Genomic DNA, 26412 nt, shown 5'->3' with positions numbered 1-26412 from the left:
AACCTCCGGCCGACCGTCTCCTACGATCATGATCGATGATGCGCGCGACATGATGGACGACTGGGAGTCGATATACCAGGGGTACTTCCTCGGGGAGCACGACGAGACCCTCCTGGAGTGTGTGGAGAGACTGGAGAAGGCACGCGCCGCCCGCCCGCGAGACCCGGAGACGACGGCGTTCCACACCCTGGGCCTGGTGTGGACGTACGCCCACGCGTCGAGCGAGGCGGACTCCGCCGTCGCACGCCGGGTCGTGGAAGCACTGTCGGCCGCCGCCGCGGACCCTGCCGCCGGGCAGTCCGCATGCCGCCACGAGAGCCACCCGTGCGACGACGACCTGGAGGCGCACCTGGAGTCCTTCGAGGTGTGGCTGTCACTGCTGGCCGGTGAATCCGACTACACCTGGGATGACCTCGACGGGCGGCCGGGCACCGGAACCGGCCGGGAATCCTCCTGGCGCTGTCCGCGCAACGTCGCGGGCTTCGCCCGGTCGGCCGCCGACGAGATCGGACGCCACCGCAACCGGTGACCCGGACCCGCGGACGACGCCGGGCCCGCCCCGCCGACCGCCGCATCCGGCCGAAACCCGATCTCACCCGGACAGGCCGGTCATAGCCTCGTGCCATGACCGCGAACCATGGCACGACGTACGAGTTCCGCACCGCACGCCCCGAGGACACCGGGGCCATCGAAGCCCTCGACGGGTCCTTCACCACCGGCACCGTCTTCGAGGTGGCCGTCACCGGCGAGGGGTTCTCCCTGCGCGAGGTCCCGGTGGACCCCCCGCTGGTCAAGGTGTTCCCCGAGGACGACGGCAGCGACGAGGAGGACGGCGCGGAGGGCGGGGACGGCGACAGCCGCACGTTCGTGGCCGTCTGCGCCGGAGGCGGCCTCGCCGGCTTCGCCGCCGTGTCCTACTCGCCGTGGAACCGGCGGCTGACCATCGAGGACATCGAGGTCGCCCCCGACCACCGGGGCCGGGGCATCGGCCGTACGCTGATCCGGCACGCCGTGGACTTCGCCCGCGAACGCGGCGCCGGACACCTGTGGTTGGAAGTGACCAACGTCAACGCCCCCGCCATCCACGCCTACCGCCGCATGGGCTTCGCCTTCTGCGGCCTGGACACCGCCCTGTACCAGGGCACCGAGTCCGAGGGCGAGCACGCGCTCTACATGAGCATGCCCTGCCCCTGAGCCGCCAGCAGACGGCTGACGACGGGGCCCCCGCCGTCGCCCGGCGAGACCGTGACGGTCAGGAGCCAGGCGGCGGCCCCCTCCGCCGCCGGGGCCGGCGCGTACCACTCCACCCGCGCGTCCAGCAGCCGGTCACCGGCCTCCCGGCATGCCGCGTACCAGGCGCGGAACTCCGCAGTCCGCCACACCGCCAGCGGCACCGCCCGCTCGCCGCCCCCGCGTATGGCCCCCGTTCCGACGGCCCGCAGGGCGGCCCCGACGGCCCCCGCCAGGGTGCGCTCCACCGGCACGCCCAGGGCCCCGGCGAAGTGGAGCAGGTACTCCATGCGCTCGGCCTGCGGCGGCGCCCCGAGCACGGCGCGGCCGGAGCCGCACCACGCACCCCACTTGACGTTCGAGACCAGGCCCGGCAGCCGCCCCATGTCGCGGGGGATCCAGAACAGGACGACGTCGCTGCGGCGCATCGCCTCCTCCTCCCAGGCGATCTGGTCCGCGTACGCCGGGTAGGAGCCGCCGGCCGCCGGCTCGGGCAGGAACACCGCCAGGCGCCCGGCGCAGGACCACAGGGACCGCAGGGCCGCGACGGCGTCCGGCCGCCACGACGGCTCGGCGGGGTCGGCGGGGGTCGGGCCGCACAGGTACACCGCCGCGGTCCACGACGGCGGCGGCTCTTCGCCGACGTGGACGACCGCCACCTCCGAAAGGGCGGTGGCGGAGCGGGCGGAGGAGGACGCGGGGGACTCAAGTGACACGGGACACTCCGGGGTCGGTCGGCGCCACGGCGGCGAGGAAGGAGAACAGGAGGGAGTTGAAGGCCTCGGGCCGCTCAAGGAACCCGAGGTGGCCGGCGTCCGGGAGCTGCGCGTAGCGCGCGCCGGGGATCGCGGCGGCGACCTCCCGGCCCAGGGGAGCGGGCGCCAGCACGTCGTCGGCGAAGCCCACGACCAGGACGGGCACGGCGATCCGGCCGTAGGCGGCCAGCCGGTCCGGGACCGGCGCCGCCGGGCGGTGGTCGGCGGCCGACGCGCCCGACAGCGCCGCGACTTCGAACAGGTCGAGCCATTCCGACGCGGCGCCCTCGTCGGCCAGGGTTCTGGGCGAGAGGTTCTGCACCAGGCGCACGAAGGCCTCGTACTCCGCAGGAAGCCGCGTCCCCGCCGCGGCGGTCGCGGCCTCGGCGCGCGCCAGCGCCTCGCCCACCGCGTCGGGCCGGCCGCGGGTCGCCGCGAGCAGGGCTCCGCTCGCCAGGTGCGGATCGGTCAGGAGCAGTTCCTGGACGGCGAACGCGCCGAGGGAGTGGCCCACCAGGGGGCAGGGCGGCAGGCCGAGCGCCGTCAGCAACTCCCGCAGCCGCTCGGCCAGGTCGGCCGGACCTCCGGCCGCCGGTCCGTGGTCGAAGGTGACCACCCGGCGGCCCGCCGCGGTCAGCGCGGGTACCTGGTGGTGCTCCCAGATCCGCCCGGAGCCGCCCGCGCCGGCGACCAGTACCACCGGGGGCGCCGCCTCCCCGGGCACGGCGCACGCCTTCCCGCGCGGGATGTGCGGCGGCTGGTGGAGGGTGTACGCCGTCCCGGCCGACGTGCGCCCCGTTCTGCGCCCGGGCTGTTCCGGGAGGCCGTGGCCCACCCGCTGCTCCGGCCGCTCCCGCGACTCAGGCCGCCCCTGTATCTCCTGCCGCCCCCGGTCGGCGCGGTGCTCCGGCGCGGCCCTCACCGCGCCATCCTCCGCAGCGCCGTCTCGGTCCACGCCGGCCGGCCGGTGTCCAGGCCGCGCAGCGCCACGTGGACCCACAGGAAGGACGCCCGCGCGAGGATGTGCTCCCGCAGGCCGGCCCGCACCTCGCCGCCGGCCGACCGGTAGGCCGCCAGAAGGCGGTCGAGGACGGCGGTGCCCCCGGCGTACAGCATGTCCACGAAGTCGGCCGAGGGGTCGCCGACATCGGCATTGGCCCAGTCCAGCAGGCCGGAGAGGGCCGGCGGTCCGGCCGGAGGGCGCACCACCAGGGTGTGCCCGGGGTGCACGTCGCCGTGGACGAGCGCCAGCCGGTCCGGCCACAGCCGATCGTCGTCCAGCCAGGCCTGCCAGCGGCGCAGCCCGGCGGCGGGCAGGGGCAGTTCGGCGCGGGCGCGGTCGAGCCGGTCGGCGACGCGCACGCGCACGGAACCGGGGTCCGCCTGGGCGCGGGCCGCCAGTGCGGGGGAGCCCTCCAGCGGGGTGGTGTGCACCGCGACCAGGGCCCGGGCGAGGGGCTCCAGGTAGTGCGCGGGGTGGGCCAGCGGGTCCACGGACCAGCCGTAGACCAGGGTCTCGGGATCCTCCGTGCCGGCCGGAGCACCGGGCAGGCGCGGATAGGCCACCAGGTCCGGGGTGTGCAGGCGCCAGTGGGGCACCGGCACGGGGATCCGGTCGCGTACGGCCGCCAGCACGGCCCCCTCGAAGGCCAGCCGGGCCGAGGCCTCGGCCCGGCGCGGCCGGCGCAGGATCCACCGGGTGCCGTCCGTCCCCCCGACGTGCACGACCCGGAAGTCCCAGCCGGACTCGTCGACGAGGGCGGTCGCAGGGTCCAGGACCACGCCCAGCCGTCGCGAGGCGTACGCGGCCAGACCCGCCGGGCCCGCCGCCTCTGCCGCGTCCGCCGCCTCTGCCGCGTCCGCCGCCTCTGCCGCGTCCGCCGCCTCTGCCGTGCCTGCCGCGGGGCCGACTGCGGGCGCCTCACCCCGTCCCCGCCCGCGGCCCGCCGTGGTCCGCCCCGCCGGCGCGCTCATCGGCCCGCTCCTGCCGCGGCCAGGTACCGGTCCCGCGTGGCGGCCCGGTCGACCTTGCCGGTGTGGGTGCGCGTCAGCTCCGCGACCGGCACGAGCAGGTTGGGCACCAAGTGCGGAGCCGTCGACTCCGCCAGCCGGGCGCGGACCCCGGCCGCCACCTCGGCGGGGTCGTGGCCGTCCAGCGGGACGAAGAAGGCCGCCAGGGTGCTGTGCTCGCCCCGGTCCACCCGCGCGGCGGCGGCTTCCAGCACGCCCGCGCAGCCGCCGACGAGGCCCTCCACCTCGACGAGGTCCACCCGGTGGCCCCGGATCTTGACCTGGTGGTCGGAGCGGCCGCGGAAGACCAGCGCACCCGAGGGCGCCACCGTGACCAGGTCCCCGGTCCGGTACCAGCGGATGCCGTCCTCTTCGCGGAATCGCGCCGCCGTCGCCTCCGCTGCGGCGTGGTAGCCGAGGGCCAGGCCGGGCCCGGACACGTGCAGCTCGCCGCTTTCGTCGACGCGCTGGCCGACGTGCGGCAGGGGCAGCCCGATGGGCAGGTCGCCGCCGGTGCGGGGCAGTTCGGGCGCGCCCGGTCCGGCGAGCTGCACGGCGTGGGTGACCAGGGCGGTCTCGGTGGACCCGTAGGTGTTGAGCAGCCGCACCCCCTCGGCACCGAGCCGGTGCCAGCGCTCCAGCATGTCGGCGCGCACCGCCTCGCCGCCGATGACCACCGTGCGCAGGGACGGCGGCAGGGCCGCGCCCTGGTGCAGCAGGTCGCCGGTCAGGGCGTGCCAGAAGCCGGTCGGCAGCACCGCGACCGTGACCTCCTGCTCCGCGGCGACCTGGGCGAAGCCCTCGCGCGCCGCGTCGTCGACGACCAGGGTGGCACCCCCGGTCAGGGCCGGCAGGATCTCCTCCAGGCTCGTGTCGCCGCCCGCGCCGTGGAAGTGCAGCACGGTGGCGTCCGGCCCGATGCCGTACAGGGTGCGCAGCGGCGGCACCACGGCGGCCAGTGCCCGGTACGGGACCACGACCCCCTTGGGCTCGCCGGTGGAGCCCGACGTGAACAGGACGTACGCCGGATCCTCGGGCCGGACACCGCTGTCGGGGAGGACGGCGGGCCCGGCGGGCGCCGCCGCGGCGGGCGACCAGCGCGGGCGGACCACCCGGGCGAGCGGCGGCTGCCAGCCGGTGTCGGCGGTCGCCACGGCCTCCTCGACACCGAGCCGGGCCAGGACCGACTCCAGCCGGGCCGCGGGATGCGCGGCCTCCAGCGGCACGTACGCGCGGCCCGCCGCCAGGACGCCCAGGAGGGCGGCCACGTCACGGACCGAGTGGTGGACGACCACGCCGACCGGCGGCTGGGGCGCGTCCGTGCGCGCCGCGACGGAGCCGGCCACCTCCAGCACCCAGGCGGCGAGCGTGCCGTAGCCGACGACGAGCCCGTTGTCGACGACGGCCGGCCGCGCCGGATCGGTGCGAGCCGTCTCGAAGAACGGCTCCAGGAAATGGATTCCGGAAATACCTGGGGGGTGCATTGTGAATGTCCTCGTCCTGATGGAATATGGGCGGGTGCGAATTGTTGTGGAACACGATCTGGAAATACCCCTGCGCGACGGCACCTTATTGAGTGCCGACCTGTACCGTCCCGACACCGCCGATCCGGTGCCGGTGCTGGTGCGCCGGACGCCCTACGGGAAATCGGGCAGCCCGGGCGGCGCCTCCGTCGACGGACTGCGCCTGGTCCGCGCCGGCTACGCCCTGCTCGTGCAGGACGTCCGCGGCCGGTTCGGCTCCGGCGGCGCCTTCGAGCCGTACTGGAACGAGGCGGCGGACGGGGCCGACACCGTTGCATGGGCGGTGCGCCAGCCGTGGTGCGACGGCTCCGCGGGGATGTTCGGCCGCTCGTACGAGGGGATGGCCGCCCTCCTCGCCGCGGCCGAGCGCCCGCCGGGCCTCCGCGCGATCGTCCCCCACGTGGCCGGATCGGGCTTCGACGAGGGCTGGACCCGCCAGGGCGGCGCCTTCCAGCTGGGCTTCGTCCTGTACTGGGTGCTCTACGACCTGCTGCTGGACGGGGCCGGGCTGGAGGGGGCCGACTGGCAGGAGGTGGCCCGGGCGATCGACCGCATCGACGACCTCTACCGGGACCCGGACGCCGCCTCGGACCTGCTGGACCGGCTGGCTCCCTACTACCGGCAGTGGCGCGAACACCCCGGCGGCCACCCCTACTGGCGGCGCGCCGCCCCGCGCGAGTCGTACGCGGCCATCGACGTCCCCGTGCTCCACCTCACCGGCTGGTACGACATATTCGTCACCGGCACGCTGGAGAATTACCGGGGAATTCGGGAATGCGGAAAGGCCTCGCGGCTGGTGGTCGGTCCGTGGTCCCACTGCGTCACCGACGGGATATTTCCCCAGCGCCGATACGGGCTGGCCGCCGACGAACGCAGCATCGATGTCACGGGCCTGCACCTGGACCATTTCGACCGGCATCTGCGCGGGCGGGCCGGCGCGGCGGTGCCGGAGCCGGTACGGCTGTTCCTCACCGGCGCCGACGCCTGGCACACGTTCCCCGACTGGCCCGTCCCCGGTACCCGGGACCTCGTCCTGCACCTGGACGGCCGCCGCCTGACGGCCGGCGGCGCTCCCTCGGCCGCCGGCGCCGACCCGCTCCGCCACGACCCCGCCGACCCGGTGCCCACCACGGGCGGCGCCACCGCCCAGCCCGGCCAGTACACCGGCGGCGACTGCGGTCCGCTGGACCAGCGCGAGGTCGAACGCCGCGCCGACGTCCTGTGCTTCACCGGCGAGGAGCTCACCGAGCCGCTGACCGTCGTCGGCGACACCGTCCTGACGGTGTACGTCACCCCGGACGCGGCGGGTGCCGACGTGACCGGCAAGCTCGTCGACGTCTACCCCGACGGCCGGGCCGAGCTGCTGTGCGACGGCGTGCGCCGCCTTGAGCCGGGGGCGGACACCGCGTCCGCCCCCGGCACACCGGTCGAGGTCACCGTCGCGCTGGGCGCGGTCGGCCACGTGTTTCGCGCGGGCCACCGGATCCGCCTGGAGGTCGCCGCGAGCAACACGCCGCGCTTCGACGTCCACCCGCCGGTCCCCGCCCGCCACACCGTCCACCACGGCGGCGACCACCCTTCACGCCTGCTGCTGCCGCGCCTGTCCGGCGGCTGACGGGCCGGCCGGGCCGGCGGCGTCCGCGTGGAAGACCGACAGGTCGGCCACCTTCTCGATCCGCCGGCCCGCCTCCCAGTGCGCCCGCCGCAGCCGGCGCAGCTGGGCACCGGTCAGCTTGGTGCTGTGCTGGGGGATCGAGCGCACCATCCGCGCCCGCTTGGCGGAGGCGGGGTAGCGCTCGCGGACCCGGTAGGGGTCGTTGAGCAGGTGGTGCGCGGTGCCCACGTGGAAGGCCGCCTTCAGCAGCGCGTAGTACGCCGCAGCGCCCGGGCCCTTGTCGCGCGCGCAGTGCACGAGCGTCCTCGACGCCTCGAACAGCCGCCACACCACCGGCACCGCCGGAGTGGTGAACACGCCGGTCTCCTGCGCGATGCCCTCGCCGACGCCGTAGCGGAAGTAGCTGCGCATGTTGGCGAAGCCGTGCTGGGCGTCGTGGAAGATCCGGGCCTCCGGCAGGTACACCACGGGGATGCCCGCCAGCTGGAGCCGGAAGTCGAACTCCCGGTCCTCACACCAGTGGATCAGCTCGTCGAAGTGGTAGCCGCCGATGTGGTCGACGATGTCCCGGTTGTAGATCAGCGGCGGGGACAGCGCACTGACGTAGTCGCCCTCGTCGAACTCCCGCACCCGCGCGGTCAGCCGGCTGAGCAGCCCCTCCGACTCGCCGTACACCACCTGCCCCTTGACCACGGGGGCGGTGAGCACCGCACGGACCATGGCACGGACCACGCCGGGGGCGAAGGTGCAGTCGGAATCCATCAGCAGCAGGTAACGGCGGTCCGTGGCGGCCGCCCCCGCGTTGTAGGCGGCGCCCAGGTTGCCGACGTCCTCGATCTCGGTGACGGTCAGCGGGCGGGGGTGCTCGGCGATCAGCTTCAGGACCGCGTCGCTGGGCCCGTTGAGCGCCAGGACGATCTCGACGTCCTCGTCGATCGAGGCGATGCAGTCGGCGATGCGCAGGTCGTCGCGCAGGGCGATGACCACGCTGGTCCGGGCGATGCCCTCGTCGACCGCGGCCTCGTCCACCGGGTCGGTGGCCATGTGGTTCTCCCTCGGCAGGCTGGTGTGCGTACGGCGGGCCCGCGGCCCGGGCCTGGTCACGGCGTCCCCTCCTTGAAGCGCAGCGGCAGGGCGCGCAGGGTGCGTTCGGCGATCGCCTCGGCCTCCTCCGGCCGGTCGGCGTGGGTGATCACCCCGGCCAGGACGTCGGCTCCGCCGCGGTAGGGCGGCACCACGGTTCCCGGCGCCAGGTCCATGCCCCAGAACACGTCGTACACCCCGGGCCGGCGGGCGACGTCCCGCGGGTCGCCGGCCCACTCGACGACCCCGCCGTCCGCCGGCAGGAACCGCTGCACGACGGCGCGGCTCTGCCGGGGCCTGAGCTCCTCGAGGTCCAGGGGGCGGCCCAGGGCGAGGCGGACCACGTTGGGCAGCGGGTCCACCCCGGTCGCCAGCCGCATCACCTCGGTGGCGATGCGGGCGCCGGTCAGCCGGCAGGTGATCTCCAGGAGCACCACCCGGCCGTCGTGGGTGCGCAGGATGTCGGTGTTGACCACCGCCGGGTCCAGGCGCAGGGCCGCGGCCCCGCGCCGTACGGTGTCGGCGACCTCCGCGATCTGCTCGGCGGTCAGCCGGCTGGGCAGGGTGTCGCCGCCCTCGAAGAAGTGCGGGGCGAACTCCTCCTTGCGCCCGTACTCCCGGTCGGCGAACCCGAACGGGTGCAGCTCGCCGTCGACCATGAAGGCCGCCAGCGTGTGCTCGGTGCCCTCCAGGAACTCCTCGACCACGATCCGCCCGCCGGGACTCAGCCGCAGCGCCTCCTCCGCCAGCGAGCGCACCTCGTCGGCGGACTCCGCCTTCAGCACGCCCAGCGAGCCGGTCTGGTCGCAGGGCTTGAGGACCACGGGCAGCCCGATGTCCGCCGCCGCCCGGACCGCCTCGCCGACGCTCTCGGCGGTGGCGAACCGCGGCAGGTCGAGCCCGGCGGCGCGCAGGATCCGCAGCCGCCGGTCCTTCAGCGTGCAGTCCAGGGCCGTCTCCAGCGGCAGCCCCGGGCAGCCGAAGCGCCGGGCGAGGGTGCTGATCACCGGCGGGTTGTCCGCGCCCAGGGAGAACACCCCGTCGATCCGGCCGATGCCGGCCGCCGACAGCTGCGCGAGCACCGCCACGGCGTCGTTCGGATCGACGGTGAGGAGCACGTCGGCGGCGGCGCGGGCCCGGTCCGTCGGACGCTCGGTGGCCACGACCAGCTCCCACCGGGGCGAGCGGAGCTCGGTCAGGGAGCGGTCCATCCCGGAGCCCAGACCGCAGACCAGGAGCCGGTCAGTCACGGCCGCCTCCCGCCGGGCCGGCTCCGGGCACGGCGCCCAGGGACAGCACCTGGAACACCTCCGCATGCCCGGAGCCCGACGACACCGCCCCGCGGTAGCGGGCCAGGCCGCGGACGCCCTCGTCCCACGCGGCGTGCCGCAGCTGGGAGGCGTACGCCCGCATCGCCTCGACCTTGGCCTCGATCTGACCGCCGATGTCCTCGGCGTACTGGAAGCGGGCCATCGGCGCCCACACCTCGTAGCCGAGCACCAGCCGGGGCGCCGGCATGGGGCGGCCGCCGGCTTCCTGGAAGAACTCGGACTGCGCCATCCACAGCGCTTCGAGGGCCAGCTGGTGGACCATGCGGTGCTCGACGTCGTCGTCGTTGTCGTGCGGCAGGTACACCACCTGCGGCCGCACCTCCCGCAGGATGCGGACGAGGTCCAGGTGCACCCGGCGGGAGAGGGCGAAGTCCCGCGACGGCTCGTCCAGGCGGATGCACCGGTGCACGCCCAGCGCCTTGGCGGCGGCCTCCGTCTCGGCGGCGAACTCGGCGTCGGAGACCGCGTCGTCGAGGGCGCTGCGCTCGCGGCCGATGACGATGACCACCGTCACCCGGGCGCCGGCGCGGACGTGCTTGGCGATGGACCCGCCGCAGCCGATGACGTCGTCGTCGGGGTGCGGCGCGACCACCAGGACGTCGCTCACCCCGGTCATGCGCCGGCCTCCGGGGCTTCCCCGGCCCAGCGCGCCCACTGCCCGGTCAGCTCCACGGCCTCGGCGAACGGAGTGCGCGCCGTGAAGCCCAGGATCCGGCGGGCCTTGCCGGCGTCGACGCGGGCCGTCGAGCGGTACAGCTCCAGCTCCCAGTCCGCGACCGGCTCCCCGGCCGGGACCGTCTCGGGCCCGCCCAGGCCGCGCAGGGCGCGGACCGCGTCGAAGAAGGCACCCCAGCGCAGCTCCTCCGGGTGGCCGATGAGGAACCGCTCGCCGGCGGCCGCCGCGCTGTCGACGGCCAGGAGGACGGCCTCGGCAAGGTCGTCGACGTACACGGCGTTGCACACGCCCCCGTCGGAGCGCGCCGGGAGCTGTGCGAAGTCGCCGGCGGGGCGCCGCAGTTGGGCGGTGGTCCACTGGCCGCCCCACGGTCCGTGGACGATGCCCGGCTGGATCACCACGGTCTCCAGCCCGTCGCCGTGCGCGGCCGCGGCCAGCTGCTCGGCGGCGAGCTTCTGCTGCTCGTACTCGCGGTCGGCCGGGTCGGTGGGCCGGGCGGGGGAGTCCTCGGTGAGGGCGCCGGCGACGGCCGGATCGTAGACGTCGACCGTGCTCAGGTGCACCACCCGGCGCACGCCGGCGGCGCGGGCCGCGGACAGCACGTTCGCCGTGCCCTCCACGGAGGCGGCCCAGCGGCCGGACTCGTCGCCGGAGCTGCCGAACGCGCAGTGGACCACCGTGTCGCAGCCCTCGAACGCCGCCCGGAGCGCGTCGGCGTCCGACAGGTCTGCCCGGCGGAACTCCAGCCGGTCCTGCGGCAGGACCGACAGCCGGGCGGCCCGGCCGAAGCCGCGGACGACCGGCCGGACCCGGGCCTCGGTGCCGAGGACCAGCCGCTCGACGATCCTGCCGCCGATGAACCCGCTCGCGCCGGTGACCGCCACCGTGCGGCCGGCGAGCGCTGGGAGACCGGCGGCCCCGCCGCCGCGGGTGGTCCACGGCTGGGCGGAGGCGGTGCGGGCCGGGCCGCCGTAGCACTCCTGGATCAGCTTCACGACGCGCACGCCGTCCTCGGCGCCCGAGTGCGCCGGGGCGGCTCCGCGCACGGCGGCGGCGAAGTTGGCCAGCTGCTCCGTGAAGAGCAGCTCCCACTCGCCCTGGGCCGGGGCGACGGCGTCCACGTCGCCGCGGTGCAGCTCCACTCCGTCCGCGGTGACCAGGGTGCACTCCCCGGCCGGGAAGTCGGTGCCGATGGTGGCGGTCGCCCGGGTGCCGGTGACGGTGCAGCTGATCCCGAGGTCGCGCAGCCGGCTGAAGTCGCACCGCACCTCGGTGGCCCCGAAGCGCAGGTCGGCGCGGGCGTCGGTCTCCACCCCGCCGAGGGAGTTGTCCTCGTGGCGGACCACCTCGACGTCGGGGCCGAGCCACCACAGCAGGGTGTCGAAGACGTGCGAGGCGGTGTCGGTGAGCACGCCGCCGCCGGCGAGCCGCCGGTCGAACATCGACCAGGAGACCGGCTCGTGGGCGTACGGGTGGCCCTCGGACCAGTCGACCCGCACCACGTCGCCGAGCTCGCCGCCGTCGATGAGCCGCTTCACCCAGGCGTACGCGGGGAAGAGCCGCCGCGGGTGGGCCATCGCGAGCACCGGTGCGCCCTCGGCGGCGGCGGCCGCGGCCAGCGCCTCGGCGTCCTCGACCGAGGTGGTCATCGGCTTCTCCAGCAGGACGTGCTTGCCGGCCGCGAGCAGCTCCCGCACGATCGGCGCGTGCAGGGTGTGCGGGGCGACGACCACGGCGGCGTCGAACGCGTCGGCGGCCTCCGCCGGATCGGCGGCGAGCACCACCCGGTCGGCGTCCGTGCCGCCCAGCTCCCGGTACAGGGCCAGGGCGGCCTCGGCCTGGCGCGGGTCGCGGTCGACGAGCGCGGTCAGCTGGACGTCCCCCTTGAGCGGGGGCAGGGCGGGCAGGTGGCAGCCGCGGGCGGCGGCGCCGCATCCGACGATCGCGAGGCGTACGGGAGGCATGTGTGCTCCAAAGGTCGTGTGAAGGAGGTGAGGGCGCGGGGCGGGCCGGCATGCGGCCGTGCCCCGGTCATGGCGCGGGCGGTCCGGCGGGGTGGTGGACCCACACGTTGGGCTCGGCGTACGTGCCGCGGCCGTCAGCGCCGACGCTCAGCGGCACCAGGCCGCCGGGCAGCAGGTGCTCCCCGGGGCCGGGCAGCGGGTGGCCGAGGAACTCCTCCCAGCGGGCCGCGGGCTGGCGGATCACCAGGGACCGCTCCGCCGCGCCCAGCAGGACGGCGCCGAGCTCCAGGTGGGTGCGCAGCCACGGGTCGAAGCAGCGCCCGTCGGGCCGCACCCAGGCGGCGTACTCGCCGATCGGGATCAGCGGGTAGAGGTGCTTGCGGGTGGGCCGCACCGGGATGACCACTCCGCGGGGCGCGTCCTGCGCGGACCGCCGCCGCACCTCGGTGAGCAGCCGCTCGGCGTGGCCCGCCGCCCGGTGGCCGGGGTGCACGGACACCGACAGCATGCACAGGGCGTCCGGACGGTCCGGCGGCCCGTGGTCGACGGCCTCCACCAGCACCTCGTCGCTGCCGGACGGCAGCGACGAGGCCCTGCCGTCCCAGCGGACCGGCAGCCCGTTGGCCGCCGCGACCAGGGTGCCGTCGCCGTCCACCAGGCACAGCTGGTGGGCGGGGTAGCGCTCGTACATGCCGTGCCAGCGCCAGTTCCCGGGGGACTCCCAGCCCATGAACGCGGGCATGTTGGCGGCGATCAGGTCGTCCACCGCGGGCAGCAGCCACGGATCCCGGGACAGGTCGGTGAGGGTGGGGGACACCGGCGCGTCAGCCCAGCAGCCGGGTCCGGGCCGTGGCCCGCATCTCGCGGGAGCGCCGCAGGTCGGTCGTCACGCACACCCGCTTCAGCCAGCGGTCGGTGCCGTCGTAGCGGGCCCGGAAGGGCAGCCGGCCGTGCACCGCGCGGTGGTTGTCGATGAACAGCACGTCGCCCTGGTCGGCGACGACCTCCCGCATCCCGGCGTCCACCACCTTGAACAGCGCCTCGTAGGCCCGGCGCGCCTCGGGGTCGTCCTCCGGCACGGAGGTGAAGTACGGGTCGAGGCGCATGTACGGGTCCACGCGCGAGCCGTAGAGGAGCGGGCCGAGGGGCCGCTCGTCGATCATCCGCTGGATGGTGGCGAACCGGGCCGCCTCCTCCTCGGACGCGATCGTGTTGTTCTTCGGCAGGTGCGACTCGTCGGGGGCGATGTGGTAGCGCGGCTCGAAGAGGATGTCGACGTCCTCGGCGGACAGCGACGACAGGTCCAGCTCGCCCACCGTCGTGGGTACGTGGTCGGGATTGCGCAGCGCCCCGAGGATCAGGTAGTCGCTGCGGTAGGGGTGGAAGGCGTCCTCCGTGTGCCAGGTCAGCAGCTCCTTGCTGCCCATCCCGAGCTGGTCGTTCTCGTGCTGGCGGATCGGGAAGATGTCGTGCACGAGGTGGCCGTCCTGCTGCGTGGCCCAGCCGAAGGGCTCCCCGAGCAGCGCCGAGTACAGCATGAGCAGCAGCTCCTCGGGGAACTCCGGGCCGGGCCGGCCGCGGCCGCGCCAGTGGTCGGGCGTGGGGCCGATGCGCTGCTGGTCGAAGTCGTGCCCGCGGATCACGGTGTGGCCGTGCCGGTCGCCCAGCTTGAACTCGCGCAGGAAGTCCTGCACGCCCTCGGGCAGCCGGGCCGCGAGCCGCGGCAGTTCGTGCAGCAGGACGGGGTCGCCGAAGGACGGGTAGGAGGCGGCCAGTTCGAGGCTGAGCTCCGCGATGGCGGAGGCCTCGTCGGCCGTCAGGGTGTAGCCGGGCGTGGACTGGTCGGTGAGGTTCGACATGCCAACTCTCGCTGAGTGGTCGGGGATGGTTGCTGCCCGCGTACGGCCGGAGCCGGGACGGCGGGCCCTCGGGTGGTGCGGTGTCGGACGGGTGGTCAGCGCCGGGAGGCCCGGCGCTCGGCGAGCGCTCCGGCGAGCAGCCGGGGCGTCGGCGAGGCGAAGAGGGCGCTCGCCCGCAGTCCGGCGGCGGCCGGGTCCGATTCGCGCAGCCGCGCCAGCAGGCGCATGGCGAGCAGCGACTGGCCGCCGTGGTCGAAGAAGTTGTCGTCGGGGCCGAGCGCGGGAACGCCCAGAACCTCGCGGAAGAGGGCGAGCACGGGATCCGGCGGCTCCACGGGCTCCCGGGAGGGGGCCGCGGCCGGGTCCGGGACGGGCGCCCCGGCCGGCCGGCCGGCCCGGGCGGCCGCCGCCCAGGCGGACAGCAGGCGCTTGTCCACCTTGCCGTGCGCGTTCTTCGGCAGGACCGCCACCCGGTGGAGCACCCGCGGGACCGCCCAGTCGGGCAGCTGTGCCTCCAGCGGCGCCACGAGCGCGTCCCGGTCGCCGCCCGTCAGCCGTACCGCCTCGCCGGGCAGCGGCGCGGCCGCCGGGTCCGTCGGAACGGTGAAGGCCCACAGTGCGGTTCCGGACGCCGGGTCGGGGAAGACCACCGCCTGGTCCACCCCGGGCAGCTCGCACAGGGCGCGCTCCACGCGGGCCGGCTCCAGCCGGTGCCCGCGGATCTTGACCTGGTCGTCGACCCGGCCGAGGAAGACCAGCTGCCCGTCGGCGTCGATCCGCCCCAGGTCACCCGTGACGTACAGCCGGGCGCCGGGTTCGGCGGCGTACGGGTCGGCGACGAAGCGGCGGGCGGTGGCGGCCTCGTCGTCGAGGAACCCGCGGGCCAGCAGCGGGCCGCCGATGTGGATCTCCCCGGTCTCGCCGTCCGGCACCGGGCGGCCGCCGCGCCGGATGCTGATCTCCACGTCCCGCAGGGGCGTGCCCAGCGGCACCTCCTCGGCGTCGGACGGCAGCAGCCCGGTGTAGAAGGTGGAGCTGACGGTGCATTCGGTCAGCCCGTAGACGTGGGCCAGGGCGGCCGGCTGCCGCGCCTGCCACGCGCGGTAGGGGCGAGGATCCATCCGCTCGCCGCCCACCACGACCGTGCGCAGCGCCGCCGGGGTGGCCGTGCCGTGTGCGGTGAGCCAGCGGGCGTACTCCAGCCAGTACTGGGTGGACAGTTCGACCATGGTGGTCCGTGTCCGGTCCAGGGCGGCGTGCAGCTCCTCGGCGTCCAGGGCGCGGGTGTCCTCCCGGCACACCACGGCCGCGCCGGCGGCGAACGCCGGGAACACCTCCTCGATCACCACGTCGAAGCCGAGGGAGGCGACCTGGAGCCAGCGGTCGTGCGGAGTCAGCCCGAGCCGCTCGGCGACCGCCGACGCGAACCGGCGCAGGGCGTCCCGCCCGACGACCGTGCCCTTGGGCCGGCCGGTCGAACCAGAGGTGAACAGCACGTACGCCACGTCGGACCCGCCGGCCGTCCGTGCCGGCCGCGCCGCCGCCGGCGCTGCCGCGCCGGCGGCGGTGTCCGGGCCGGCCGGTGCGTACGCCCCTTGTGGCGCGTGCCCTCCGTCGCCCAGCCACACCGCGGCCGCCGTACGGTCCACCAGTGCCGCGCGGGCCGCGGGCGGCAGCCGGTCGTCGAGGACGGTGAACCCCGCCCCGGCCTTGAGCGCCGCCAGCATGCCGAGCACGGTACGGGCGGGATCGCCGAAGGCCAGGCCCACGAGCTTCCCCGGCCCGGCCCCGCGCGCCGCGAGTCCGGCCGCCCAACCGTCGGTGAGCCGGTCCGCGTCCCGGTAGGACAGCTCCCGGTGCGGGGTCACGAGTGCGGGCCGGGCGGCGTGGTCGCGGACCGAGCGGTCCCACAGGTCGAGCACGTCGGGTGCGGCCGCGTCGGGTGCGGCGGCGTCGGGTTCGGCCGCGTCGGGTTGGGCCACGGCGGTCACCGGCCGCCCCCGCGGGAGCGCAGGAACTCCGACAGCCCGGCGAGGCCGGCCCGGAAGCCCTCCCGGGGGCCGCCGAAGCCGAGCCGGGCGCCGTGTGGCGCGCCGAAGGCCGTACCGGGCACGAGCAGGGTGCGGTGGCGGGCGAGCAGTTCCAGGCAGAACCGCTCCACCGCCTCCGGGCCCGCCGCCGCCCGCTCCAGCTCGCGGAAGACCGGCAGCGCGCACACACCGCCCTCCGGCGGGGTCCAGCGGACCAGGTCCTCGTGCTCGGCCATCCACTGCATGAGGTACGCGAGGTTGTCCCGGGCCTCGGCCGCCCGTGCGCCGATCAGCTCGTCCGCGTGCCGCATGGCCCGCTCGGCGACCAGCTCGACCAGCGGCGAGAGGAACAGCGTGGTCCGGTCGCGCAGCGGGAAGGTGGCGGTGATCAGCTCCTTCGGCGCGATGGCCCAGCCCACCCGGAGGCCCGGCAGGCCGAAGGTCTTGGAGAAGGTGCCGTAGGACACCGTGTCGCCGCCGTCGGCCCCGGGGTCGGCGAGCACCTCCCAGCGGTGGGCGATCTCGGCGGTGGCGGCGTCCCAGACCAGCACGGCCCCGGCCTGCGCGGTCTGCTCCTTCAGGGCCTTCAGACCCTGCGGGGACAGCGTGGCGCCGGTGGGGTTGTGCGGGAAGTTGACGACCACCGCCGCGGTGCCGGGCGTGACCAGTGCGGTCAGCACGCCGGGGTCGATCTCCCCGTCGCGCACCGCCTGCGCCGGCAGCTCGGCCACCTCGCAGCCGGCCGCCCGGGGGTAGTGGCCCAGCGAGTGGTAGATGCCCTGCTGGACGACCACCCGGTCTCCCGGGTGCAGCAGGGCGCCCAGCGTCAGCGCGATGGCCTCGCTGGAGCCGTGGGTGACCAGCACCCGGTCGGCGTCGCCGCCGGCGTAGCGGTCGGCGACGGCCTGGCGGATGCCGGCCCCGCCCTGGGAGACGCTGTCGTCCATGACGATCGCGTCGAGGGCCGCGGCCGGGATCCGGCACACCTCGCGTATCTCGGCGAAGGTGTACGGGTGGACTCCGCTGGAGCTGATGTCGTGGATGTCGGGGCCGAGGTGCCGGCGGTACCACTCCTCCAGTACCGGAGGTTCTTCACGCCGTGGACGGAGACTGCTCATGGCTTTGCGACTGTCCCTTCCCTACCCCTGACGGGTTTCCCGCCACCACCGCTGCCCGGAGAGCGGGAGCGTGTCGATGGGGTCGTAGTAGTGGTACGAACCGCTGTGGGCGTCCGGATCCGCCGCCTCCAGCGGGGTGAGATAGCTCTTGCTCCAGTGCGACACCCCGAGCTCGCGGTCGTAGGAGTCGGCCTGGTCCACCCACCGCTTGCCGGCCATCGGCACGTCGCAGACGATGCGCGGGGTGGCGAACCCCGGGAGGTAGCCCATGATCTGTCGCTGGATCGCCTGCGCCCGGTGCAGGGGCACCCGCCAGTGCTCGGCGTTCGGGATCATGTCGCACATGTAGAAGTAGTACGGAGTGGTGCCGGCGTGGTCGGCGAGCGCGAAGCACAGGTCGAGCAGGTCGTGCGCGCTGTCGTTGACCCCGCGCATCAGCACCCCCTGGTTGCGGACGTCGTGCAGGCCGGCGCCCAGCAGCGCCCAGGCCGCCCGCGCCACCCCGGGCGTCACCTGCTGGGCCGCGTTGGCGTGGGTGTGCAGCGCGATCCGCACGCCGCGGGAGCGGGCCGTGCGGGCGATGCGCTCCACGCCGTCGAGCACCGGGCCGGAACTCCAGTGCTGGGGCAGGCCGATCAGGCCCTTGCTGGCGAGGCGGATGTCGCGGATCGAGTCGATCTCCAGCAGGCCGTCGACGAACCGCTCCAGCCGCGGCCAGGGCAGGTTGGCCAGGTCGCCTCCGGAGACCACCACGTCCCGGATGCCGGGGGAGGCGCGCAGGTGCTCCAGGATCCGCTCGGCACGGTCGACGGGCTTGAGCCGGAGCCTGTTCTTGGCGACCTGGGGCGTGGAGTTGCCCACCAGGTCCATCCGGGTGCAGTGCCCGCAGTACTGGGGGCAGGTCGAGAGCAGTTCCGCCAGCACCTTGGTGGGGTAGCGGTGGGTGAGCCCCTCGACCACCCACATGTCCTGTTCGTGCAGCGAGTCCCGGCTGGCCATCGGGTGCGAGGGCCAGTGCGGGTGCCGGTCCGAGAACACCGGCAGCATGTAGCGGCGCACCGGGTCGTCGTAGAAGGCCTTGGTCAGCTCTCCGGGGCGGGCTGCGGCCGCCTCCGGGGCCATGGTGTTGACCATCTGGGGCGGCAGCAGCACCGACATGGTCGCGCGGTGCTTGCGGTCCTGTTCCCAGTCCTCGTAGAACTCCTCGTCGAGCAGGTCGCCGACGACGGCGCGCAGTCCTTTCGCGTCCTTGACGCAGTGGGCGCGCTGCCACTGCGGGTCCGCCCACTGGGCTTCGGTGACATCCCGCCATCCGGGGAAGCGGCGCCAGTCCGGTTCCACGAGGGGGGTGCTCCGGTACGCGTAGACGCCTTCGATTGCCGCTGATTCCGTCTGGCTGCGTGCTGTGTCCACCAACCCGCCACCCATTCCCGTCGCTTTCGGCCGTATCGCCTGACGGCAACCGATCTTGCAGAGCCCCGGAGTTGTACACGAGGGCCGGTTGTACGGGGCGCAAGGGATGTTCGGCCCTGTACAACGCCCCGCCGCAGGCGGATGGTTGTACGGGGCACCGAACGGGCGCCGCCTCGGGCGGCAGGACGCCGCGTGCCGGCAAGCGGAACGCACGGGAAACGTGTCCGGACGCCCCGGCCCGGCGGGCAGGTTAGGGCAGCCTTATTCAGACGAACCGGCCGTCCGGTGGCCGGATTCCTCGGCTGGCGATTGATCGATATGTCAGTGGCATGTACCAATGTCCGACAGGTCCCGGTGAGCCGGGCCCCGGGTTTTACGGGGTCCCGGCGACCGGTCGTCACGCCGGTGCGCCCGTCGGCCACCCGGTTGTACGGCGCGACGAGAACCCGCGCTTCGCTCACACCATCCATCACCAGGGGAGAAGCATGCCCAGGCCAGAGCGGTTGTTGGACCCCATGGCAGGACCGCTGGAGGAGTTCGCCCACGAACTGCGCGGGCTGCGCAGGCAGGCGGGGAACCCCTCGTACCGGACCATGGCGAAGCGCGCCCACTACTCCGTGGCCACCCTCGCCGAGGCGGCCCGCGGACTGCACAAACCCTCCTTGAAGGTGACGCTCGCCTACGTGGCGGCGGCGCCGGCGGGGGCGGCGCCGCCGCGCGCCGCCCCGCCGCGGACGCGCTGACCGCCGGCGAACGGGCGGAACTGCGCCGGCTGCGCAGCGAGGTGGAGGAGCTGCGGCACGCCAACGCGGTGCTGAAGGAGGCATCCGCGATCTTCGCCGCGGATCTCCGCACAAAGTCCCAGGTCGTGTACAACCCGGCGGACCGACAAGATCCGTTGCCGTGACCGGACGCCGAGCGCCCCGACGGGCCCGCGGCGGAACCGGAGGATCCCGACCGACCTTTGGGGACTGACCATGCGTGTGCTCGGAGTCAACGGCTGGCCCGGTGCCAGCCACGACGGTGCCGCCTGCCTCGTCGTGGACGGCGACGTCGTCGCCCTGGCCGAGGAGGAACGCTTCACCCGCCACAAGCACGCCTACGGGGAGGCACCTCTCAACGCCGCGGCCTACTGCCTCGCCGAGGGCGGTCTCACCCTGGACGACATCGACGTGGTCGCCCACGGGTGGGACCTCCCCGCCCTCTTCGCCGACCGGGGCCTGGACTGGTTCGACAGCGACGCCGAGGCCCTCGAACACCTGCTGCCCAAGAAGCTGTTCCCGCGCGGCAGGGACCCCCGGCTGACTTTCGTCGGCCACCACACCGCCCACGCCGCCAGCGCCTACCTCCTCTCCGGCCGCGACCGCGGCGCGATCCTCGTCCTCGACGGCCAGGGCGAGAACGAGAGCACCACGCTCGCCGTCGGCATCGACGGCGAGATCAAGACACTGCGCGCGCACACCCCCGGCTGGTCGCTGGGATACTTCTACGCCGCCGTATGCGCGTACGCCGGCCTCGGCGCCGACAACGCCGGCAAGATGATGGGCCTGGCCTCGTACGGAACCCCCGGCGACCTCACCTTCGGCGGCGCCTTCTGCTTCACCGACGAGGACTTCACCATCGGCGCGGTCCCGCCCGACCTGCGTTCCACGGGCAGCACCGACGAGGAGACGGCCACCATCCGGCACTGGCTGGAGCACCTGGAGAAGGCCCTCCCGGACGCCCCCAACCGCAGCACGCGCCGCTTCGACCCGGTCACCGGCCGCTTCGCCAAGACCACCGCCCGGGACCCGTTCGAGTACCGCGACATCGCCGCCACGGCACAGGCCGCCCTGGAGCGGGCCGTCATGGGCCTGGTCCGGGGCCTGCTCCGGGAGACCGGTGAGACCACCCTGATGATCGCCGGCGGGGTCGGGTTCAACGCCACCCTCAACGGCAAGATCATGCGGATGCCGGAGGTCCGGGACCTCTTCGTCCAGCCCCTGGCCGGCGACCAGGGGGTCTCGCTCGGCGCCGCGGTCTGGGCCGCCGCCCGGGAGGGCGACCGGATCAAGCCCATGAACGGCTCCGTCGCCTGGGGCCCGCAGTGGTCCCCGGACCGGATCCGCCAGGTGCTCGACGCCTCCGGAACCGCCTACACCGAGCCCTCGGACATCGCTGCCGCCACCGCCGGGGTCCTGGCCGCCGGCGGGGTCTCCGGCTGGTTCCAGGGCCGCGCCGAGGGCGGACCCCGGGCCCTGGGCCACCGCAGCCTGGTCGCCGTACCCGACCCCGAGTCCACCCGCGACCGCGTCAACGTCCGCATCAAGGACCGCGAGGCGTGGCGCCCGTTCGCGCCGAGCATGCAGGAGGAGGCCGCCGAAGCCCTCATCGGCACCGCGACCCCGCTGCCGTACATGATCGTCACCACGCCGGTGACCGAGGCCGGGGCCGCGGCCATGCCGGCCGTCGTCCACAGCGACCGCACCACCCGCCCCCAGACCGTCTCCGCCGCCGTCGACCCGCTCTACCACCGCCTCATCGGCGAGGTCGGCCGCCACACCGGCACCGCGGTCATCATGAACACCTCCTTCAACGGCCGTGACGAACCGGTCGTGTGCACCCCCGCCGACGCGCTCGCCACCTTCCACCGGCTGCCCCTGGACGCCCTCGCCCTCGGCCCGTTCCTCGTCCGCCGCCCCGCCGGATTCCCGGGGGAGGCCGGCGCGTGACCACCCCCGTACGGCCGGCGGACCCCGAAGCCGCACCCGCCCCCGCCGGACGGCGGTCGCGGGGGCGGGGCGGCCGGCGGGGCCGCCCCGACCGCCGCGGAGGTGTACGACCGGCTCGCCGACTGGCTCGCCGAAGCGGTCCTCGCCCCCGACGCGGACCTCACCGCCCCGCTGCGCGACCTCGGCGTGGACTCCCTCGACCTGATCCGCACCGCCCGCCGCATCGAAGCCGGCTTCGGCGTCCAGGTGCAGCTGCGCGAGCTGGCCGGCCCCGAGCTGACCGCCGCCCGCCTCGCCGAGCTCGTCGCCGACCGGGCCGCCCGGCGCGGCGGCGCCGAGGCCACCCCGCCCGGCACCGCCCAGGGCCCCGTCGTCCTCACCCCCGCCCAGGAACAGGCCTGGGAGGAGCAGACGGGCGACCGCGGCCACTGGAACCAGGCCCTGCTGTTCACCACCCGGGCGGGCATCGACCCGGAGCTGTTCGCCGAGGCCGTCCGGCGGCTCGTCGCCGGCCACGCCTCGCTGCGCCTGGCCGTCGAGGACCGCCCCGCCCGGCGGCCCCGGCAGACCGCCGCCGCCCTGGCCACCGACGGCCCCCCGGAGGCGGCCCTCGGCTCGGTGCTCGACACCGTCGACGTCAGCGAAGTCGCCGACGCGGACCTGTCGGCCGCGATCACCCTGCGGTGCGCGGTCGAGCAGCGCTCCCTGGACCCCGCAGCCGGCCGCACGACCCGTTTCGTACGCTTCGACGCCGGCCCGTCCCGCCCCGGCCGGCTGCTGATCACCGTGCACCAGATGGCCGTCGACATGGTCTCGTGGTCCGTGCTCCTCGCCGACCTGGAGGAGGTGTACACGGCGCTGGAGGCGGGCCGGCACGACGTGTGGCCGACCGAGGGCACCACCTACCCGGAGTGGGCCCGGGCCCTCGCCGCCCACGCCCGCACCCCCGAGGCGGAAGACGAGGCCGAGTGGTGGACGGAGGTGGCCCGCACCCCCGCCACCCTGCCCCCGGACCACCCGGTCGCGGACCCGCGGGCGGTGAACACCGCCGCCACCGCCGCCACCCACCGGGAGGAGTTCCCCGAGGGCCTCACCGCCCGCCTCCACGCGGCGGCCCGCACCCACCGGGCCCACCCCGGCGACCTCGTCCTGCACGCCCTCGGGGAGGTGCTCGCCGAACGGCTCGGCGAGCCGGCGGTGCGCCTGGACGTCCTGCGCCACGGCCGGGAGGAGAGCGTGGGGGACACCCGGCTGTCCCGCACCACCGGCTGGTTCACCACCACCGTCCCGGTCCGCCTGGACCTCGCCCCCGGCACCCCTGCCGAACGCCTCGCCCGGACCGTCGGCCACCTCGCGGCCCTCCCCGGCGGCGGCGTCGGCCACGGCGCGCTCGCCCGGCACGGCCGGCCGCGGATCGCCGCCGCCCTGCGCGCCGCCCCGCCCAGCGACGTCTCCTTCGACTTCGAGGGCGACGACGCCGACAGCCTGCCGCTGGGCACCCTCCTGCCGGACACGGCCCCGGAACCGGTCGGCGACATCACCGCCGGGCACTGGACGCGCCCGCACCCGATCGAGGTGATCGCCACCACCGAGGACGACACCCTGCGCGTCGAGTGGTGGTACTCCACCGCCCTGCACGAGGAGGCGACCGTCCGCGCGCTGGCCACCCGCCACCGGGCCGCCCTCACCGCCCTCCTCGACGCCCTGGCCGGGCCCGGCGCGCCCGGCGCACCCGGCGCCCCCACCCGCTGAACCCCGACGGACGGACCGGAAGACGCCTGCCATGATCCTGCCCAGCGTGCTGGACCCCTTCTTCGCCATCGCCCGCTCGGACCCGGACCGGCCCGCCGTGGTCGACAACGGGGTGACCGTCGGCTACGGCCAACTGGCCCGCTGGGCAGGGGCGGTGGCCGACCTCGTCACCACCCGCACACCGGCGGGCGCACCCCCGGTGGCCGTCCACGCACACCACAGCGTCCGCGACATCGCGGCCGTCCTCGGCATCCTCGCCGCCGGCCGCGGCTACGTCCCGGTCGCCGACGGACCCGAAGGCCACGCCGAGCGGGCCCTGCACGCCCTCGGCTGCCGCGAACTCGTCGCCACCGCCGAGACCGGCCGGCTGCCCGCCCTCGACCGCGTCCTGCGCCCCAACTGGGGCCCGTCCCGCGCCCCGCTGCGCGAGGCCGGCGAACCGGTACGGGCGCAGGACCCCGCCTACGTCCTGTTCACCTCGGGCTCCACCGGAGCCCCCAAGGCGGCCGCCGTCCCGCACAGGGCCCTGCACGCCGTGCTGCCCCACCTGATCCGGCAGTACGGCGCCGGACCCGGCACCGTCGCCCTCAACCTCCACCGGCTGGACGGCGACACCAGCCTGGAGGAGATCCTCCCGCCCCTGCTGACCGGCGGGCTCGTCGTCCTCGACGAGGACGGCGAGGCGGACCTCGACCGCGTCCTGGCCGACAACGAGGTCACCCTCGTCAACCTGCCCGTCGACTACTGGCACCAGTACACCGGACACCTGCTGGACACCGGCCGGGCCCTGCCCCCCACCCTGGAGACCGTCGTCGTCGGAGGCGAGGCCGTCCGCGCCGACATGCTCCAGCGCTGGCGCCGACTGGCCGCGCACGACGTCGTCCTGCTCAACACCTACGGCTCCACCGAGACCGCGCTGGTCACCCACACCGCGGTCCTCGCCGGCCCCGGAGCGCCCGAGGACTTCCCCGACGGGGTGCCGATCGGCCGCCCGCTGCCGTCCGTACGCCAGGCCGTGGTGCCCGGGGCCGACGCCCAGGACGGCCCCGGCGAACTCCTCGTGGCCGGGCCCCAGCTGGCCACCGGATACGTCGACGACCCGGCGCGCACGGCCGCGCGGTTCGTCGAGGCCGACCCCGGCGGCGGCACCGACCGCTGGTACCGCACGGGCGACCTCGTCACCGAGTGCGCCGACGGCGCGCTCGTCTTCCACGGCCGCGTCGACCACCAGGTCAAGATCCGCGGCCACCGCGTGGACCTCCTCGACGTCGAGGAGGCCGTCGGCCGGCTCCCCGGCGTGACCGCGGTCGCCGCCGCCGAGCACACCAAGGGCGACCACACGGTCCTGATCGCCTTCGTCGTCCTCGCACCCGAGGCGACCGGACCGGCCGCCCCCGGAGCGCAGGCAGGGCCTGCCCCGGGCGCGGCGACCGCGGCCGGGAAGGAGACGGCCGGCGCCCCGGGCCCGCAGGAGGCCGCCGCGGCGCTGCGCGAGCGGCTGCGCGGCGCCGTCCCCGAGCCGTTCGTCCCCGACCGGATCGTCGCCGTGCCCGCCCTGGTGCACACCCGCACCGGCAAGGTCGACCGCGCCGGCACCCGGGACCGGTACCTGTGAGGAACCGACTCTTCGACGCCTCGGTCGCACCACCCGCCGTCCCCGAGGCGGACGCCCGCGGCCCCTGGGCCTACCTGTGGTGGCTGGTGCGGATCCGGCCCCGGCCGCTGGTCCTCGCCGCCGTCCTCGGCGCCCTGTGGATGGTCCCCCTCGCGCTGATCCCCCTCGTCATCGGACGGGCCATCGACGAAGCCGGGCGCGACGCCGGCCAGACCGGGCTCCACCTGTGGTCGCTGCTCGCCCTCGGCCTCGGCGTCCTGCAGGCCCTCGCCGGCGCCGGGCTGATCCAGGCCGCCGTCGGCGCGGAGGCACACGCCCTGTCGGTCACCCACCGCGTCCTGATGCGGCAGGTCGTCAGGCTCGGCGCCACCCTGCGCGGCAAGGCCCGCTCGGGGGACGTCGCCGCCTCCGCCGCGGCCGACGTGGAGAGCATCGGCAACGCCTTCGAGGTCGTCGGCCGCACCGCCGGGGCGGTGGTCGCCGCCGTCCTGGTGGCCGTGGCCCTCACCGTCACCTCACCCGTGCTCGGCCTCGCCGTCCTCATCGGCGTACCCGCCGCCGTCCTCGGCATCGGCCCCCTGCTGCGGCCCCTCCAGGAACGCGACGAGGAGCAGCGCGAACACATGGGCATCGCCACCTCCCAGGCGGGCGACATCGTCGCCGGCCTGCGCATCCTGCGCGGCATCGGCGGCGAGGCCGTCTTCGCCGAGCGCTTCCGGCGCACCAGCCAGCAGGTGCGCCGGGCCGGCGAGTCCGCGGGCCGGATGGAGGCCTGGCTCCAGGCGGCCGGCGTCCTCCTGCCCGGGCTGGTCACCGTCGGCATCGTCTGGTTCGGCGCCCGCCTCGCCCTGGACGGCACGATCACCGCCGGCGAACTCGTCGCGTTCTACGGCGCCTCCGCCTTCCTCACCCTGCCCGTCAGCACCGCCACCGAGGCCGCCGAGACCCTCAGCCTCGCCAAGGTGGCCGCCGGCCGGGTCTGCACCCTCCTGCAACTCACCCCCGGGACCGTCCGACCCGACCACCCCGAACCGCTCCCGCCCGGCGCACTCGCCCTGGCCGACGCCGGCACCGGCATCACCGCCCCGGCGGGCCGCCTCACCGTCGTCACCGCCCCCGCCGACCGCGCCGGCGACCTCGCCGACCGCCTCGGCGGCCCCGGAGCATGCGGCGCCGGGGCGGAGGTCCGGCTCGGCGGCGTCCCCCTGGACCGGGCCGATCCCGCCGAGGTCTCCACCCGGCTGCTGCGCTCCGGCCCCGCCGACATCCTCTTCAGCGGCACCGTGCGGGAGGAGCTGACCGCCGGATCCGCCCGACCCGGCCCGGCCCTGGAACAGGCCCTGTTCGCCGCCGACGCCGCCGATGTCGTCGACTCCCTGCCCGGCGGCCTCGACGCCCGCCTCGACGAGGGCGGCCGCGCCCTGTCCGGCGGCCAGCGCCAGCGGCTGATCCTCGCCCGCGCCCTGCTCGCGGCGCCCGACGTCCTGGTCCTCGAAGACCCCACCGCCTCCCCCGCGCCCCCAGCGTCGCCCCGCGCCCCGCGCGGCCCGCCGGCCGCCGCACGGTGCACCTCACCCCCCGCCCCCCGGGGCGGCGCCCCCGCGCGCGCGACGGTTCGTGTCTCCGGCTGCAGGCGGACGGAGGCGGTGGGGGCTGCCACGACCAGGACGTCGGGCGCCGCGAGCAGGGCGCGGGCGAGGATCAGCCGCTGGCGCTGGCCGCCGGAC

Annotated in this window: 21 protein-coding genes; 8 read left to right on the top strand and 13 right to left on the bottom strand. The window is 75.5% G+C overall.

Annotated features, from left to right (window positions below; translation table 11 throughout):
- Positions 1 to 28 precede the first annotated feature (28 nt).
- Positions 29 to 529, top strand: coding sequence for a hypothetical protein (locus EF903_RS04570; protein WP_125541283.1), 501 nt, complete (start codon positions 29 to 31; stop codon positions 527 to 529).
- Between the two features lie 95 nt (positions 530 to 624).
- The gene (locus EF903_RS04565; protein ID WP_125541282.1) at positions 625 to 1194 is read left to right on the top strand and encodes an N-acetyltransferase; all 570 of its coding nucleotides are present in this window, start codon (positions 625 to 627) and stop codon (positions 1192 to 1194) included.
- On the opposite strand, the gene EF903_RS04560 is transcribed toward EF903_RS04565, so the two are convergent.
- The 4 genes from EF903_RS04560 to EF903_RS04545 are packed head-to-tail and all read right to left on the bottom strand — an operon-like array spanning position 1170 to position 5479.
- Positions 1170 to 1946, bottom strand: coding sequence for a nucleoside 2-deoxyribosyltransferase domain-containing protein (locus EF903_RS04560; protein WP_125541281.1), 777 nt, complete (start codon positions 1944 to 1946; stop codon positions 1170 to 1172). The two genes, EF903_RS04565 and EF903_RS04560, sit on opposite strands and share 25 nt — an antisense overlap.
- Entirely contained in the window at positions 1936 to 2907 is a 972-nt protein-coding gene (locus EF903_RS04555; protein ID WP_260614805.1) for an alpha/beta fold hydrolase, read from the bottom strand. The genes EF903_RS04560 and EF903_RS04555 overlap by 11 nt, the downstream gene beginning before the upstream one ends.
- Positions 2904 to 3959, bottom strand: a complete 1056-nt coding sequence (locus EF903_RS04550) for a macrolide 2'-phosphotransferase (protein WP_125541280.1) — start codon at positions 3957 to 3959, stop codon at positions 2904 to 2906. The genes EF903_RS04555 and EF903_RS04550 overlap by 4 nt, the downstream gene beginning before the upstream one ends.
- Positions 3956 to 5479 carry an AMP-binding protein gene (locus EF903_RS04545; protein WP_125541279.1) on the bottom strand — a complete coding sequence of 508 codons (1524 nt, stop codon included), beginning with the start codon at positions 5477 to 5479 and terminating at the stop codon, positions 3956 to 3958. Before EF903_RS04545 ends, EF903_RS04550 begins: the two co-directional genes overlap by 4 nt.
- 46 nt (positions 5480 to 5525) lie before the next feature.
- Here EF903_RS04545 and EF903_RS04540 point away from each other — a divergent pair, with 46 nt between their 5' ends.
- Positions 5526 to 7133, top strand: coding sequence for a CocE/NonD family hydrolase (locus EF903_RS04540; protein ID WP_260614802.1), 1608 nt, complete (start codon positions 5526 to 5528; stop codon positions 7131 to 7133).
- On the opposite strand, the gene EF903_RS04535 is transcribed toward EF903_RS04540, so the two are convergent.
- The 9 genes from EF903_RS04535 to EF903_RS04495 all read right to left on the bottom strand — a co-directional run bounded on the left by EF903_RS04535 (position 7098) and on the right by EF903_RS04495 (position 18607).
- Positions 7098 to 8237: a glycosyltransferase family 2 protein gene (locus EF903_RS04535; protein WP_260614801.1), complete on the bottom strand. Its 1140-nt coding sequence runs from the start codon at positions 8235 to 8237 to the stop codon at positions 7098 to 7100. The two genes, EF903_RS04540 and EF903_RS04535, sit on opposite strands and share 36 nt — an antisense overlap.
- Positions 8234 to 9466 (bottom strand): ATP-grasp domain-containing protein, encoded by a 1233-nt coding sequence (locus EF903_RS04530; protein ID WP_125541277.1) that lies wholly within the window; start codon positions 9464 to 9466, stop codon positions 8234 to 8236. The genes EF903_RS04535 and EF903_RS04530 overlap by 4 nt, the downstream gene beginning before the upstream one ends.
- Positions 9459 to 10163, bottom strand: coding sequence for a PIG-L deacetylase family protein (locus tag EF903_RS04525; RefSeq protein WP_125541276.1), 705 nt, complete (start codon positions 10161 to 10163; stop codon positions 9459 to 9461). Before EF903_RS04525 ends, EF903_RS04530 begins: the two co-directional genes overlap by 8 nt.
- The gene (locus EF903_RS04520) at positions 10160 to 12187 is read right to left on the bottom strand and encodes an NAD-dependent epimerase/dehydratase family protein (RefSeq protein ID WP_125541275.1); all 2028 of its coding nucleotides are present in this window, start codon (positions 12185 to 12187) and stop codon (positions 10160 to 10162) included. Before EF903_RS04520 ends, EF903_RS04525 begins: the two co-directional genes overlap by 4 nt.
- A 67-nt stretch (positions 12188 to 12254) precedes the next feature.
- Positions 12255 to 13004, bottom strand: a complete 750-nt coding sequence (locus EF903_RS35800) for a hypothetical protein (RefSeq protein ID WP_125541274.1) — start codon at positions 13002 to 13004, stop codon at positions 12255 to 12257.
- Positions 13005 to 13011: 7 nt separating this feature from the next.
- Entirely contained in the window at positions 13012 to 14046 is a 1035-nt protein-coding gene (gene vioC / locus EF903_RS04510) for an arginine beta-hydroxylase, Fe(II)/alpha-ketoglutarate-dependent (protein WP_125541273.1), read from the bottom strand.
- Positions 14047 to 14141: 95 nt separating this feature from the next.
- Entirely contained in the window at positions 14142 to 16028 is a 1887-nt protein-coding gene (locus EF903_RS04505; RefSeq protein WP_125541272.1) for an amino acid adenylation domain-containing protein, read from the bottom strand.
- A gap of 5 nt (positions 16029 to 16033) precedes the next feature.
- Positions 16034 to 17194, bottom strand: coding sequence for a capreomycidine synthase (vioD, locus tag EF903_RS04500; RefSeq protein ID WP_125541271.1), 1161 nt, complete (start codon positions 17192 to 17194; stop codon positions 16034 to 16036).
- A 21-nt stretch (positions 17195 to 17215) separates the two neighbouring features.
- Positions 17216 to 18607 (bottom strand): KamA family radical SAM protein, encoded by a 1392-nt coding sequence (locus tag EF903_RS04495; protein ID WP_125541270.1) that lies wholly within the window; start codon positions 18605 to 18607, stop codon positions 17216 to 17218.
- A gap of 485 nt (positions 18608 to 19092) precedes the next feature.
- Here EF903_RS04495 and EF903_RS34990 point away from each other — a divergent pair, with 485 nt between their 5' ends.
- From EF903_RS34990 to EF903_RS04470, 5 genes are all read left to right on the top strand, one after another.
- The gene (locus EF903_RS34990) at positions 19093 to 19350 is read left to right on the top strand and encodes an XRE family transcriptional regulator (protein WP_260614799.1); all 258 of its coding nucleotides are present in this window, start codon (positions 19093 to 19095) and stop codon (positions 19348 to 19350) included.
- 234 nt (positions 19351 to 19584) lie between these two features.
- Positions 19585 to 21318 carry a carbamoyltransferase C-terminal domain-containing protein gene (locus EF903_RS04485; RefSeq protein ID WP_125541269.1) on the top strand — a complete coding sequence of 578 codons (1734 nt, stop codon included), beginning with the start codon at positions 19585 to 19587 and terminating at the stop codon, positions 21316 to 21318.
- Between the two features lie 102 nt (positions 21319 to 21420).
- Positions 21421 to 23070: a condensation domain-containing protein gene (locus EF903_RS04480; RefSeq protein ID WP_125541268.1), complete on the top strand. Its 1650-nt coding sequence runs from the start codon at positions 21421 to 21423 to the stop codon at positions 23068 to 23070.
- 31 nt (positions 23071 to 23101) lie between these two features.
- A complete protein-coding gene (locus EF903_RS04475) occupies positions 23102 to 24685 on the top strand; it encodes an AMP-binding protein (protein WP_125541267.1) in 1584 nt (527 codons plus the stop codon).
- A partial coding sequence (locus EF903_RS04470) for an ABC transporter ATP-binding protein (protein ID WP_260614798.1) occupies positions 24682 to 26412 on the top strand: 1731 nt, incomplete at its 3' end. The genes EF903_RS04475 and EF903_RS04470, both read left to right, overlap by 4 nt.

The organism is Streptomyces sp. WAC05292, from assembly GCF_003949955.1.
In the GTDB taxonomy this organism is placed as follows: Bacteria; Actinomycetota; Actinomycetes; order Streptomycetales; family Streptomycetaceae; genus Streptomyces; species Streptomyces globosus.
Note: the sequence above shows the minus strand (reverse complement) of the source record. Positions and strands in the feature narration are given on the sequence as shown.